We start from the raw sequence: 13,428 nt of genomic DNA on the forward strand, positions 1-13,428 counted from the left end.
CTCCTCTGTTCGAACTTGCAGAAACCGGTCAGAACGCGACCTGGTCGCCGCCCTTCAATGACAGGATTTCGCGGGCCTCGTCGGGCGTCGCCACTTCCATCCCGAGTCCTTCGATGATCTTGCGGGCAAGCACCACCTGCTCGGCGTTCGACTTGGCAAGCTTGCCCTTGCCGGCCCAAAGACTGTCTTCAAGCCCGACGCGGATGTTGCCGCCAAGCGCTGCCGATTGTGCAGCGATGCGCAACTGGCTGGCGCCAGCCCCCAGCACCGACCAGCGGTACTGCTCGCCGAACAGCCGGTCGGCGGTGCGCTTCATATGGGCCACGTCTTCCGGATGCGTGCCGATGCCGCCGAGCAGACCGAACACCGACTGCACGAAGAACGGTGGTTTCACCAGCCCGCGATCGGCGAAATGGGAGAGGTTATAGAGATGGGCAATGTCGTAGCACTCGAACTCGAAGCGCGTGCCGTTGTCGTAACAGGTCTCCAGTATGTACTCGATGTCTTTGAACGAGTTGCGGAAGACCAGGTCACGCGTCGCTTCCAGGTGCGGCCTTTCCCAGTCGAACTTGAACGTTTCGTATTTGTCTACGAGGTGATAGAGCCCGAAATTGATCGATCCCATGTTGAGCGAGGCGACTTCCGGCTTGAACTGCGCGGCGGGGCGCACACGCTCCTCGAGCTTCATGTAGGGACTGCCGCCGGTGGTGATGTTGATGGCGGCATTGGTGCCTTGTTTGACGCGCGGCAGGAAACGCCCGAACGCCTCCGGCGTCTGGTCGGGCTTGCCGGTCTCGGGGTCGCGGGCATGCAGATGCAGGATCGCTGCACCGGCCTCGGCCGCCGCAATCGCCTCCGAGGCGATCTGGTCCGGCGTGATCGGCAGATAGGGCGACATGGTCGGCGTATGGATTGCCCCCGTCACCGCACAGGTGATGATGACCTTCTTGGCTTGCTGGGCGCCGGGCTTGCGGCTTGTTTCCGTCATCGTCCAAACTCCTGATCCGCTTTTTTCTTGTGCGCCGCCAGCGCCATCAGTCGGCGGTCGCGCCAGACCTGCCGCTCGCCAAGTTCTTCCCGCGGCAGCCGGTTGCGGCGCTCGGCCTCGACCGTCTCCATGACTTCGCCGGCCCAGTCGACCCGACGCAGCATCTGCGGGAAGATGTTGGAATAGATCGTCTGGTAGCGCTCTACATAGTCGCGCACGCCACCAGGCGCGTTGAGGTCGATCGTTTCGAACGGACCCATGAACGACCAGCGCAGCGCCAGCCCCTCGCGCAGGCCCATGTCGACGTCCTCGACGCTGGCATAGCCGTCGGCGACGAGCCGGAACGCCTCCTCCAACAGCGCACCCTGCAAGCGGTTCATGATGAAGCCGTCGAGTTCGCGCTTCATCACCAGCGGCGCGTGGCCCGCCTCGACAAGAAATGCACGCGTCCTTTCCAACGTTTCGGCGGAGGTCCACGGCGCCGGCACGACTTCCGCTGCCGGGATGAGATAGGGCGGATTGATCGGGTGCACGACGAGGCAGCGATGGCGCCCCTGAAGATGATCGGTGAATTTCGACGGCAACAGCGCCGAGGTGGAACTAGCGAGCACCGCCTGCGGACCGGCAACGGCGTCGATCCGGGAGAACACTTCCCGCTTCACCTCGAGGTTTTCCGGCGTGTTCTCCTGGACGTGGACGGCATCGGCCAAGGCCTCGCCAAGCTCCGCCACAATAGTGATGCGGCCAAGCACGGCATCGGCCGCCTGTCCCCGCAGCAAATCGTTGGCGGCAAGGTCGCCGAGCACGCTGGCGATATAGTCCTGCGCACCGCTGGCCGCGGCCGGCGCCTGGTCCCACATGCGCACATCATGGCCGGCACGAGCGAAGCTGATCGCCCACGCTCGCCCGATGAAGCCGCTTCCGACAATTGCTACCTTCGCCATGATCTCCCCCTCAGAGTGTCTCGACGTTGCCGTCGACGCCGAGCGACTGGCCGGAAATGTTGATGCCCGCCTCGGAAAGCAGGAAGGCCACCATCGCCGCGACATCGTATGGGCTGGTCATGCGGCGCAGCGAGATGTTCTGCAGATAGCGTTGTGTCATCTCCTCGTTTGAAACGCCGAGCTGCTTTGCCCGGTCGGCAATGACCTTGTCGATGCGCGGCCCTTCGATGATGCCGGGCAAGATGGCATTGACCCTGATCCCATGCGGTCCGAGTTCCTTTGCAAGACTCTGGGTCAGGCCGACAACGCCGAACTTGGCAGCCGAGTACGGCGTTCGGAACGCGTAGCCATGGCGGCCGGCGGCCGAAGACATCGAGACGATCGAGCCGCCGCCCGCCGCCTTGATCAGCGGCACGGCACGACGCGCGCACAGGAACTGGCCGGTCAGGCAGATATCTATGCAACGCCGCCAGTCTGCCGGATCGATCTCATCGACGCCGCCGGTCGGCCCGGCAATGCCGGCATTGTTGATCAGGGCGTCGAGCCCGCCGAGCTTCTCCTTGATAGTCTCGAACAGCCGGTCGACATCGTCGTCGCGCGAAACGTCGGCCTTGACCGCAGCGGCAAGGGCAATCCTTTTCGGAGCGGACGCCAATGCCTCGTCCGAAATATCGCAGATCACGACACGCGCGCCGAGCCGCGACAGTGTCTCTGCAATGGCAAAGCCGATGCCGCCGGCGCCCGCCGTGACCAGCACGCGCTGGCCTTTGAGCCCGGTCAGGAATTCGTCCGCCGATGCCGGTGCGCTTGAGCTCATTGTTCCATCCCTTTCACTGAATCCGCCTTTCACGCAGCGCCATGACGGCACCGAGCACCACCAGCCCGAACAGGATCGCCCGCGTCGCATAAGGCAGCGTCGTGCCGGCGAGCAGCATCTGCAACGCGGTCAGGAGCAGCACCCCGCCCAGCATGCCGAGATAATGGCCGCGCCCGCCGGTGATCAGCGCACCGCCGACCACGACGACGGCGATGGAGGGCAGCAGAAAATCGTCGCCCATGCCCAGGCTGGCCTGGCCGGAAAAGCCGGTCAGCATGATGCCGACCAGTGCCGCGCAGACTGCCGACAGCACATAGACGAGGATGAGCGTGCGACCGACCGCTATGCCGGAGAGCTGGGCTGCGCGCAGGCTGTTGCCGATGCCGTAGACGCGGCGGCCGAAAGCGGTGCGGCCGAGCAGCAGCACGGCAAAAACGACGAAGGCGATCATGAACAGCACCACCGGCGTGATGGCGAATACCTTGCCTGTCATGAACCAGCGCAGCATCGGCGAGGAGAAGCCGGCCGGCGTGCCTTGCGAGTAGAGCAAAGCGAAACCTTGCAGAATGCCGTTGGTGGCCAGCGTCATAACAATTGGCGAGATGCCGAGAAAAACGATACCGATGCCGTTGGCGAGACCGATCAGGCAAGCGACAGCGAGCACCGCCGGCAGCGCATAGGCAAGTGCAGCGTCGGATCCGTTGACCATACCGGCAAGCAGGATGCCCGACAGGCCGATCATCCACGGCACTGACAGGTCAAGTCCGCCCGTAAGAATCACGCTGCCTTGCCCAAGCGCCAGGATGGCAAGGAAGCTCGACAGCACGAACAGCGAATTCCAGTAGCCAAAATTGACGATGGCGCGTCCGAGCCAGATCTGGGTGACGATCACGACAATGGCAAGACAGACATAGGCCGGCAGCGCATAGCGCAGCGTCTCTGCGTTGCGGACATGGAAGGCCGGCTGCGGCGCCTGCTGCCCGCCGGCGCTGCCCCGCGCAATTCGCAGTCGCCGGTCGGTGCGATCGATCTGTGAGGGCAGCATTCCGGCCCGCCACGCGGCGAGCCGCGCCCGCAGCGCACGCAGTTGACGGGCAAGCATGGAGCCATGCGACAGCGAGCCGGCAAGCACGGCAAGGATCAGGATCGTGCCTTCGGCAATCGTCGAATAGTAGGCCGAGACGTTGAGCACGAGCAGGATATTGACGACCATCATCAGGATGTAGGCGCCGAAGACAGTGCCGACGGGCCCACCTTGACCGCCGCCCAGCCTTGTACCGCCGACGACGACCGCCGCGAACATCGACAGCAACAACGGGTTGCCGACCAGCGGATCGCCGCTGCCCGTCTGGGCGCTGATGAAAACGCCGGCAAGCCCATAGCAGCCGCCGGCAATGACATAGACCAGGAAGCGTACGAGAACGACCCGCACGCCGACCGACGCGGCTGCGTCCGGATCGCTGCCGACGGCATAAAGCGCCGTCCCGAAGCGTGTGCCTTCGAGCCAGAACCAGCCGAGCAGGACCACGCCGATGACCACCAGCGGCATCGGTAGCCAGCCGGCGATAGCATCACCGAGATAGAAGGCGCCAAGATCGGGCGAGACGAAGCCGCCGGGCTTGTCCATGACCAGCAGCGTTACCCCCTGCAGGATGAACATGGTCGACAGCGTGACGACGATAGGCTGCATGCGCAGGACGGCAATGAAGAAGCCGTTGAAGGCGCCGACCAGCATGCCGACCCCAATTCCGGCCAAAGTCCACAGCGCGACACTCGTGCCGGTCGCCATCGGATCCATGCCGTTTGCCAGGACGACATTGACCAGCGAGATCACCGCGCCGGCGGACAGGTCGAAACCGCCGGACAGGATGACGAGCGTCTGGCCGATCGCCGCCAATGCGGAAGTGGCGCCGCCGCTCGACAGGAACGAAATGTCGAAATAGGTGAGCCGCCCGGCACTGACCAGATCGACGATCAGCAGGAGCAGGGCAAAGACGATCGCCGCGATGATGGCGCCGTGATGCCGCGCGAGGAGCCGCGCCAATGTCGCGGTCGGTGCCGCGGCGGCCGAGCTCGTCACACTCATTCCGCCGCCTCCCGGACCACGTCCCGGTGGCCAAGCGCCGGCCGCATGATCGCGCCTTCGGTGATCTCGTCGCCGGCAAGCTCAGCCACCAGATGGCCGTCATAGAGGACGAGCACCCGGTCGCATTGATGGACCAGCTCGGGAATTTCGGTTGAATGCAGAAGGATCGAGCCGCCGGCCGCCACATAGTCGCGCATCATCACGTAGAGCTCGTGCTTGGTCCCCACGTCAATGCCCCGGGTCGGATCGAAAAGCAGCAGGATGCGGCTTTCGGCGACGAGCCATTTGGCAATGACTATCTTTTGCTGGTTGCCGCCCGAGAAGGCCCCTGCCCTTGTCCACAAGGCACTGCGGTCGACCTCCACGGTCGAGAAGGCGGACTGTACGGCCTTTGCCTCCTCGTCTGTTCTGATCAGGCCATAACGGGTGAAGCGCGCGACGACCGGCAGCGATGCATTCTGCCGGCCCGAAAGTTTCAGGAACAGGCCTTCGGTTTTGCGGTCCTCCGGCACCAGCCCGATTGCCATATTGGGCTTGAGCGCATCCGCGGGCGAGCCGAGCCACACTGGGCGCCCGTCGACCAGGATGTGGCCGCGCTCGATCTCGGCCATGCCGAAACAGGCGAGGAACAGGTCGAGCTGACCCATGCCCTGCAATCCGGCAACGCCGAGGATCTCGCCCTTGCGCAGGTCGAAATCGATGCCGTCGAGCTTCCTCCCGGCTTTGAGATCGCGCACGCCGAGCACCGGCGGACCAAAGGCGGCCTCGCTTTCTGGTTTCGGCGGGAAGGTCTGGGCGATGCTGCGGCCGATGATTTTTTCAATCACCTCACCATCCGAAACGTCGGCAACCGGCGCGGTGACGATGTGGTGGCCGTTCCTGAGAATGGTCAGCGTGTCGCAGAAAGCCCGCACCTCGCGCATGCGATGGGTGATGAACACGACCGTGGTACCGGCCGCTTTCAACCGCGCGATGATCGCGGCAAGCCACTCGACGTCGCCACCCGACAGCGTCGAGGTCGGCTCGTCGAGCAGTAGGATGCGCGGCTTGCGATAGAGCGCGCGCGCGATTTCGATCTTCTGGCGGATGGCGAGATCGAGAGTCGCTACTTCGGCATCGAGATCGACCGTAAACCCCAGATCGGAGATGTGCTTGCGCACTGCCCTACGCGCGCTCAACCGCCTTATCAGGCCGACTGGGCCGACGGGCGCGTAAGGCAGCAACATGTTGTCGAGAACGCTGAGATCGCGTACCAAGGTCATTTCCTGGAAGGCTGTCTGGACGCCTTTGGCATGCGCGGCCCGCGGCGAACCCAGTGACGCCGGTTCGCCTGACAGGGTGATTTGCCCGTCGTCGGGCCGCACCAGCCCCGACAGCAGCTTGACGAGCGTGGACTTGCCCGCACCGTTCTCGCCAAGCAAGGCATGCACGCTGCCGGAAGCGATCTCGAAGGAAACGCCATCAAGGGCGACTGTTGCGCCAAACGCCTTGCGGACGCCCTCTATGCCGACAGCTGTCGAATGCGCTGACATCATGATCCCAGTCCCGGCCTGCATGAAAGGTGCGTGGAGCGCCTCGAAAGCACCCCACGCCCACTTTCGGAGTGCCTACTCCTCAGGCTGGCCTACAAGGGCTGCTGCGAGACCGATTTCAGGTGTCTGATCGGAGAAGATCGAGGCGAACCAGCCTGGGTTCGAGACCAGCGACGGTTTGAACGCGTTGCAACCCGCCTTCATCTCCGCCCAGGTGCCCTCGTCGCAAAGCTTTATCGTCTCGTTGGTGACGACCGGCAGCGGCAGGATCGTCTTCTTGGCAACGTCCTTGCCTTCAAGTGCTTCGACGGCAAGCTTGAGAGCGAGCGCCCCGGAATAAGGCGGCGAGGCGTAGGAGATGCGCGACGCGCCGAGCGGCGCATAGGGAGAGGTCGCGCCCTCGACCTCCGTGCCCTCCGGCAGCATCTGGATACGCCCGCCATTCGAACCCTCGCCTGCGCAAGGCAGGAGTTCGCTGCTCTTCTTGCCGGCCTCGAGCTGCATGGAATTGGCGGTGAAGCAGCCGACCTGCATCCATAACCCGTTGATGTCGTCCCAGCTGCGCGTCGCCAATATCTTGGAAAGTTCGGTACGCGCCACCGCCTGGCTCCACATGCCGACAGCCTCGCCGACGATCTTGATGTCGGGGTGCTTGGCAAACACCTCCTTCGCGGCCTTGGTGCGCAGATCATCGACCGAGGTGCCAGGAACGCCGGTTACCGCGATGATGTTGCCTTTGCCATTGAGCTTCTTGACCAACCACTCCGCCGTTACGCGGCCAGCCTCCTCCTGGTCGATATGGACATTGTAGGCGCAAGGCTCCGTGATCTCGGCATCATAGGCAAACACCTTCACGCCCTTATCGCAGGCGTTCTTCACCACCTGGTTGAGGGCTGTCGGCGAAATCGGGAAGATCACGATGGCTTCGGCGCCGGCCTGGACCATGGCATTGATCTGCTGGATCTGGCGCTGTGCGTTCGGCCCCGCCACCTGGACCTGAAGGTCTACCTTGTCGACCATGCTCTTGTGCGAGGCCATTGCCTTGACCATGTTGGCGGCCTCGGCCTGCCAATCATTGCCGATGAAGCTCATGCTGAGAAATATCTTGTGCTTTCCGGCCGCTTCTGCGCCGGACATCCCAAAAGCGCAAACAGCCATGCCGGCAAGCAGCGCAAGCCGCCGGGCTTTCCATCCGATACCCATTCGAAACTCCTCCCAGTTCAGACGACCGAATGCCTCCCAAGGGCACGAGACGTACGCCTTGTCATTCGATGCGGCTGACCGTATCATTATTTGATCAAAGATCAATGATGAAATGCCTGAGAGGCAAAGCTGGACACGCGGGCGCTTGACGCGGCAATTCGAACCTTGCATTCCGGGCACAGGCGCCGGGTATGACAAGAGCGTCGCCCGAATGGGGGAAGGTTGGCAGAAATGGCTGGGGCGGCATTCAGGAAGCCGGGCGTCGAAATCACGCCACTTTCCAGGGAAACCCTGCAGGACAGGGTCTACCGGCACGTTACCGAGTTGATCCTCGATGGCAGTATCGTTCCAGGTGAAATGGTGACGGTGCAGAGCCTTGCCGACGCTTTTGGCGTCAGCCCGATGCCGGTTCGGGAGGCACTGCGGCGTCTGAGCGCCGCCAACGCATTGATGGTGGTTTCGGGCCGTTCGATCGGTATCCCGGCATTAAGTCGTGCGCGACTCATCGATCTCAGAAACGTCAGGTTTGAAATCGAGGCGATCGCCGCCGCATGGGCCGCAGAACGCATTGACGATCACGGCGTGATGCTGCTGGGCCAGCATCTGGAGGCACTCGAGCAGGCCAATGCCGCCGGAGACGTAAAATCCTATCTCAGGGCCAATTACGCTTTTCACTTTTCCATCTACCGGGCCGCGGGCTCGGAAAACATGCTCAGCATCATCGAGAACCTGTGGCTGCAGATCAGCCCCTATTTCAACATGCTGCACGATTCTGGAAACTATTCGACCGCCAACCAGCACCATCAGCAGATGTTTGCAGCTCTGCGAGACCGCAATGCGGAAGCGGTTCGGGCGGCGGTTCGCGCCGACATTGACGCGGCTTTCGCAGTGCTGATCAAACTGCTGAAGTAACATTCCTCGAAGTCGCGCCGGTTGCGGCGGCGAGCCGCCGCTAGGCACGAATATGTCCATCTGCATGTAGCGTCCGCCCGTCTGCTTCCCTGAGATCAGGAAGATGAAGACTCCGGCTCCATTTCAGAGGCTTCGAGCGCGGCGACCTCGTCCGCGCCGAGCTCTGCTGTCAGCTCGACCCGCCGGTCGCGCTTCAACAGCCGGACAAAATCCTCGTAGGCCAGCAGCACCGTGTGCGGGCGACCGTTCTTGGTGACCGGGTCGTGCACCGCGGCATCCTGATAGGCGCCGAAATTTTTCAAGACGGCGGCGGTGGTGACGGTGGTGGTCATCCGCGAGACTCCTTTGTTCCGGAATATACGGGCTTTCCGCTAGTGTCGGGCGCCCGCCAGAGGGAAACGAGGCAGTAACAGGGCAACCTCCAAAAACCCCAGAATGCTAAATCGTCGCTACACAGGCCGAACCCTCGACGCGCGCGATTCCGTGCTGCCCTTCGACCGCCGCCATTTTCTGGCCCTCGGACAGGGTGACGATCGTCACCCCTGCGAAACTCAGGCGCCGGAAGACACCTGCCACGTCCTGATCGCGACTGATGCGATCCAGCGCCTCCGACAGAACCAGGTCGAAACGGCCCGCCTGAGCATCGGCAAGAACCGACTGAATACCGGAGCGGATAAGGATGTTCCCGAGATGGCCCGGTCGGATTAGTTCTCTACTCGGCCCCCCTCGCGCGGTGCGCTCACAACACTGGCGCAACTGGTCCTCGATGGAGGACGTCGCGCTGGTTGTCGGAGGAATAATGGGCGTAAAAGGCAATACGGGTCATGGGGCTGGCTCTCCCTTCACGGGCCGGGGGCGCGTTCGCTACAGGGTGTATGGTTCGCGAATCCCCGGATCGTCAGGTGGAAAGTCTTTGGTATTGCGGGTCACAAGCAAGCGTCCGGCGGTCTGCGATGTAGCCCAGATCACGGCGTCGGGCAGCTTGATACGATGTGCTCGCCGCAGCGCTACTGCACGGTTGGCGATCTCGTCGTCCAGAGCGATGACTTTGAAGCCTTCGAGGAAAAGCCGGGTCGGCTCGACGAGATCGGCGTTTGCGCCCACCATCACTTCCATCCAGGTGATGATACTGACGGCACGGCTTTCGAAGCGCTCGATTTCCTCGCGGGCCTGGGGGACGGCGTTCAGATAGTCGATGAGGATATTGGTATCGAAAAGCGCGCCTACCATTCGCGGCGCACTTTCTCCTGATAAACCAGCCCATCAACCTTGCGCTTACCCCACAGGCCGAAGCCTTCCTCGACCTGTTCGCGATGATGGCGGTCGAGATAATCGTCTATTGCCGCCCGGATCAGGGCCGCACGGGATTGGCGCGCCCGTTTGGCAAGACTGTCGAGGGCTTCAACCTGGGCATCGTTCATGTCGATAAGGGCTCGCATCGCACACTCCAGTGATATGCCTTATACATATCATATGCTGCGATGCAGCGGAAGGGAAAAGATCGTCTCGAGCATGTCTCGAGGCTGTCTCTTTACTCCCTGGCGGCCTCGTCTTCCATGGTCGGGGTGTTCAGAGGTTTGTTGTCGTTCGTTGCCGTGCGCGCGGCAAAATCCTCACGCGCCATGCGGCGGCCGATGATGTGCGCAAGCTGGAGGCCACGTCGTTGACCTTTCGCAGCGCCTCGGGATCCGGGGCCGTCGCGTCGCCATGACCATTGGCCCGCTCTTTCTCTACCGGTGCGTTTCCGCTCACCGGTCACAGCCGGCTTCTCCCTCTGGCCCCACCTGACCGGATCGGCAACCCACCCGTTGATATCGGATTCCCGCCATCCTGCGCCGTTGACGCTGATCCAGAACTGGGCCGGGAACGTCCCCTCGGCGATCTTTGCGGTAGATTGTGGATCGTGACAGGCGGTGCGAGCAAGGCCGGTGTTCAGGCGGCAACGCCAACCCTATCTCAGGGCCAATTAACTTCTCGATATAGGGCCGCCGGCTCGGAATACATGCTCAACATTATCGAGAACCTGTGGCTGCAGAGGTTTGCGCTCCGACACCGCGAAGCGAAGGCGGTCAGGGCTGCGGTTCGCGTTGGCATCGACACGGCTTTCACAGTTTTGATCATATTGCTGTCGGTGTTCGAGATGGACGCCCCACCTAGAACCACCCAGCTCGGTGTAGGTCTGGGCCTAGCGAGCTGCTGACTACCAGGCGCGGCCGGCTCTACACGCACATGGCTGGCGCGCTCGATCTCGGCAGCCCGGATAAGACGGTTCGCGATTTCACCGATGTTCAAGGCGCGCCTTTTCCTGGCTGTTCTGTTCCTCACCACCGTCCGTGCGGTTGATTGTCACCATGCACGTGATCAGGGTATTCCGGGCCGTGTTCAATGACGTTATGAAGCTCGGAAATCTCTTCTAGAAAATGCTCGATCGCAACGGGGCCGTTCTGGTGGGCGGAGACTAGAACCGCTTTCCAGCGCTTGTCACCATGAAGCGTTACGACGTTACTCATGCCGAGTGTCTCCTGGGTCACCAACAAATCCCGCTGGATGCCGCGGGCCAAATGCCTTGACCACCGCTCATATGGTACGCGTCGAGTGCAAACCTCAGTGGGACGATGCCGCGAAGACTCTTGGCAATCGTTCGGGCAGCCACCCCATATATCGCCGGTCGCCCGCGCTCAATTTTCGCCGAGCAAGCTCGCACCAGCCTCAGGCGGCGGATCGCGGCCGACAACGGGACGTAGAAGGAAACGCCAAGGTCAAGCCGCAGATCGCCATTGCCGCGCGATGATACGCCCAGCTGATCTCTTCAACAATCGATCCGGTGGCAGCACGGCGGCCAACTCGTGGGACGGGCAATCGACCTCGCCTCCTGAGGATGCGTTCACTTGTTCTATGGACCCACGGGTGCATGAAGGCGAGGCGTTTGCAAAGGCGATGATCGAAACTGTGGAACGGCTGACCCGGACTATTGGCGATTGCCACCGCTATCCGGGCCAGCGCTTCCAAGATCAGCTCAGTCGTAGACCTTGATGATCTTGCGCGTGCTCGGATCCACCAGAACGGTCCGGTTGTCGACGATCACATAACGGTATTTGACGTTTGGCACTTCATGAAGCTCGACTGTATCGGGCAGAGGCGAGCCGATGTTGAGCTCCACCCCAGGAATTTTCACCGAAGCGAGCGGCTGCTTCTTGACGTATTCCTTGATGACGGTTTCCTGCTGCGGTTCGATGATCACGTCCTGGGCGGCAGCGGCACCAATGCCGGCCAACAACAGAAATCCCGCCGCTGCGGTGGAAAGATGCATTCTCATAGCCGTCTCCTTGTTGAGATTTTGCCGGGACGCAGCTTCATCGCGCCAAGCTCACCTCAACGCGAGCCAACCAACGAACGTTCCTCGAAGGGGCTTAAACCACTAGACCGTAGGACTTAAGTCTGGCCTGGCCGCGCAATGGTCCGGTGCGCAAGACGCGGCGGGAACCAGCCCTCGCCATTGCCTGTTGGTAGCGTCATCTCCGGGAGGAGATTTGGCGCATAAAAAGTCCCTTCATGCGCTGACGGGGTCCGCCGGCCATTGCTGGATTTGGCAAGCGGACCCTTAGTTCCCAAGAGGCCCCGGATCATCTCTGAGCAGCGAAACGTTTCGCCGCGAAGAAACGCGAAAAACCGCCACCTGTAGGGAACTACCCCAGAAGCATTGCAGCGCCGATTCCGTAGCGAACCAGAACTGCGGCCAGCGCGACCCAAATCCCGGATCCGCCAACAACGCCATTTCACTGCGAAGCTGCTCCATCGCGTGGTCCCAATTGGTTTCAGCCCTCAGCCGCTGCTCCCGGACCCGAGCGGTCTTTGCGTCTCGTGCCGTGCGCTCGTCGTCGATCAGCGCCCGTGCGGCATCTGACGTGCGCTCTGTCGTGTCTTTGCTTCTCGAGGCCAAGCGGCGCTCTCCTATGCGGGGCCCGATCTGGGGGATAGTGCTACTTATCGAACCATCGCCGCAGGCGGATGTTCACCCAACGCAACAAAAAGTCCGCCGACCGAAGCCGACAGGCCAGGTGTGACCGACAGCCGATCACGATTGCTATGTAGCTGGAGGACAAAGTTCCAACACGCGAAAAGCCCGAAAGTCTCCGCAGATGTTAATATACAGCAGGTTCGGGGCTAGCCCGGAATTCCCGGTGGGAGGCCGAACCGTGGAACCTTTCAAAAGCGCATGGCTTTTGCTTTCTTGTGGAAGGAGATACGAAATGAGCCTTGACATAGGAAAGGTGGCCATAGCGTTGCTTGGCCTGCTTGCCTACAAGAACAGGGACAAGATCGGCGAGCTGATCGCTGGCAGGAAATCGACAGATCCCAACGCTAGCGCCGGCTCCCACGGCGGCCTCGGCGACATCCTGGACCGTCTCAGAAATGCAGGTGCGGGCGATCAGGTAGATTCTTGGGTAGGAAAAGGATCCAACCGACCGGTTCAGCGCGAACAGGTCGAGAAAGCAATCGACCCGCAAACCTTGGAGCAGCCGCGCGGACCGCCACACGGTTCCCCGTCGACCGGGAGCAGTACGCCATGACCCCGGCATGGAATGGTTCAGCCTTCAGCTGCAGGCACTCAGCCTTCGGCAACGGATCGACGCACGTCTATGGTGATTATCGACGCCGACAGAGCCGCGCCCAGCCGCCCACCGTCCCGACAAGACCGCGCGGAGGCGCAACGAAGCGGTCTGTCCGCATTCACCCCTGAGCTTCCCGACGGCGGTCACGCCATCGCCGACATCCGCCGAAATCCGAAATCCCCATAGCCATCGCCTGTGGCCCACGGGTTCCTTCGTCGCGGACTTTCGTACGCCTGCCGGCGCCCGAAACTCATCACGATGGCGGAATGGCGGCTTTAACGTTTGAAGAAGGATTGCGGACGTTCAGCCCGACGGGACCAAGATCTGCTCACA

The 13,428-nt window shown here is 62.0% G+C and carries 15 protein-coding genes and 1 pseudogene; 2 read left to right on the forward strand and 14 right to left on the reverse strand.

What is annotated here, in order from left to right:
- Positions 1-28 precede the first annotated feature (28 nt).
- From kce to NKH83_RS18580, 6 genes are all read right to left on the reverse strand, one after another.
- On the reverse strand, positions 29-988 hold the full coding sequence (gene kce / locus NKH83_RS18555) for a 3,5-dioxohexanoate:acetyl-CoA acetone transferase (protein WP_352806440.1): 960 nt from the start codon (positions 986-988) through the stop codon (positions 29-31).
- Positions 985-1,932, reverse strand: coding sequence for a 3-hydroxyacyl-CoA dehydrogenase (locus NKH83_RS18560; RefSeq protein WP_352806442.1), 948 nt, complete (start codon positions 1,930-1,932; stop codon positions 985-987). The genes kce and NKH83_RS18560 overlap by 4 nt, the downstream gene beginning before the upstream one ends.
- Positions 1,933-1,942: 10 nt before the next feature.
- Positions 1,943-2,749, reverse strand: a complete 807-nt coding sequence (locus tag NKH83_RS18565) for an SDR family oxidoreductase (protein ID WP_352806444.1) — start codon at positions 2,747-2,749, stop codon at positions 1,943-1,945.
- A 13-nt stretch (positions 2,750-2,762) separates the two neighbouring features.
- The gene (locus tag NKH83_RS18570; protein ID WP_352806447.1) at positions 2,763-4,835 is read right to left on the reverse strand and encodes an ABC transporter permease; all 2,073 of its coding nucleotides are present in this window, start codon (positions 4,833-4,835) and stop codon (positions 2,763-2,765) included.
- The gene (locus tag NKH83_RS18575; RefSeq protein ID WP_502895582.1) at positions 4,832-6,370 is read right to left on the reverse strand and encodes a sugar ABC transporter ATP-binding protein; all 1,539 of its coding nucleotides are present in this window, start codon (positions 6,368-6,370) and stop codon (positions 4,832-4,834) included. The genes NKH83_RS18570 and NKH83_RS18575 overlap by 4 nt, the downstream gene beginning before the upstream one ends.
- A gap of 72 nt (positions 6,371-6,442) precedes the next feature.
- Complete coding sequence (locus NKH83_RS18580) at positions 6,443-7,570, reverse strand: sugar ABC transporter substrate-binding protein (RefSeq protein ID WP_352806450.1); 1,128 nt, start codon at positions 7,568-7,570, stop codon at positions 6,443-6,445.
- A 231-nt stretch (positions 7,571-7,801) separates the two neighbouring features.
- Between NKH83_RS18580 and NKH83_RS18585 the strand changes: the two genes are divergently transcribed.
- A complete protein-coding gene (locus NKH83_RS18585) occupies positions 7,802-8,482 on the forward strand; it encodes a GntR family transcriptional regulator (RefSeq protein WP_254820088.1) in 681 nt (226 codons plus the stop codon).
- Between the two features lie 95 nt (positions 8,483-8,577).
- Here the strand turns inward: NKH83_RS18585 and NKH83_RS18590 are convergent, their stop codons facing one another.
- The 8 genes and pseudogenes from NKH83_RS18590 to NKH83_RS18625 all read right to left on the reverse strand — a co-directional run bounded on the left by NKH83_RS18590 (position 8,578) and on the right by NKH83_RS18625 (position 12,422).
- Complete coding sequence (locus NKH83_RS18590) at positions 8,578-8,814, reverse strand: type II toxin-antitoxin system Phd/YefM family antitoxin (RefSeq protein WP_352507630.1); 237 nt, start codon at positions 8,812-8,814, stop codon at positions 8,578-8,580.
- A gap of 106 nt (positions 8,815-8,920) precedes the next feature.
- Positions 8,921-9,298, reverse strand: a complete 378-nt coding sequence (locus NKH83_RS18595; RefSeq protein ID WP_352806453.1) for a recombinase family protein — start codon at positions 9,296-9,298, stop codon at positions 8,921-8,923.
- A gap of 48 nt (positions 9,299-9,346) precedes the next feature.
- Positions 9,347-9,712 (reverse strand): type II toxin-antitoxin system VapC family toxin, encoded by a 366-nt coding sequence (locus NKH83_RS18600; protein WP_352507629.1) that lies wholly within the window; start codon positions 9,710-9,712, stop codon positions 9,347-9,349.
- A complete protein-coding gene (locus tag NKH83_RS18605) occupies positions 9,706-9,921 on the reverse strand; it encodes a ribbon-helix-helix protein, CopG family (RefSeq protein WP_352806456.1) in 216 nt (71 codons plus the stop codon). Before NKH83_RS18605 ends, NKH83_RS18600 begins: the two co-directional genes overlap by 7 nt.
- A gap of 341 nt (positions 9,922-10,262) precedes the next feature.
- Positions 10,263-10,418: pseudogene (locus NKH83_RS18610) on the reverse strand (helix-turn-helix transcriptional regulator); the annotation flags it as partial.
- Between the two features lie 385 nt (positions 10,419-10,803).
- Positions 10,804-10,992, reverse strand: coding sequence for a hypothetical protein (locus NKH83_RS18615; protein ID WP_352689862.1), 189 nt, complete (start codon positions 10,990-10,992; stop codon positions 10,804-10,806).
- Between the two features lie 506 nt (positions 10,993-11,498).
- Positions 11,499-11,798 (reverse strand): DUF1236 domain-containing protein, encoded by a 300-nt coding sequence (locus NKH83_RS18620; protein ID WP_352480134.1) that lies wholly within the window; start codon positions 11,796-11,798, stop codon positions 11,499-11,501.
- A gap of 285 nt (positions 11,799-12,083) precedes the next feature.
- Positions 12,084-12,422, reverse strand: coding sequence for a hypothetical protein (locus NKH83_RS18625; protein ID WP_352806459.1), 339 nt, complete (start codon positions 12,420-12,422; stop codon positions 12,084-12,086).
- Positions 12,423-12,732: 310 nt separating this feature from the next.
- Between NKH83_RS18625 and NKH83_RS18630 the strand changes: the two genes are divergently transcribed.
- Positions 12,733-13,053, forward strand: coding sequence for a YidB family protein (locus NKH83_RS18630; RefSeq protein ID WP_352806460.1), 321 nt, complete (start codon positions 12,733-12,735; stop codon positions 13,051-13,053).
- Positions 13,054-13,428: the final 375 nt, after the last annotated feature.

This window comes from Mesorhizobium sp. M0909 (genome assembly GCF_040319515.1).
Lineage (GTDB): Bacteria > Pseudomonadota > Alphaproteobacteria > Rhizobiales > Rhizobiaceae > Mesorhizobium.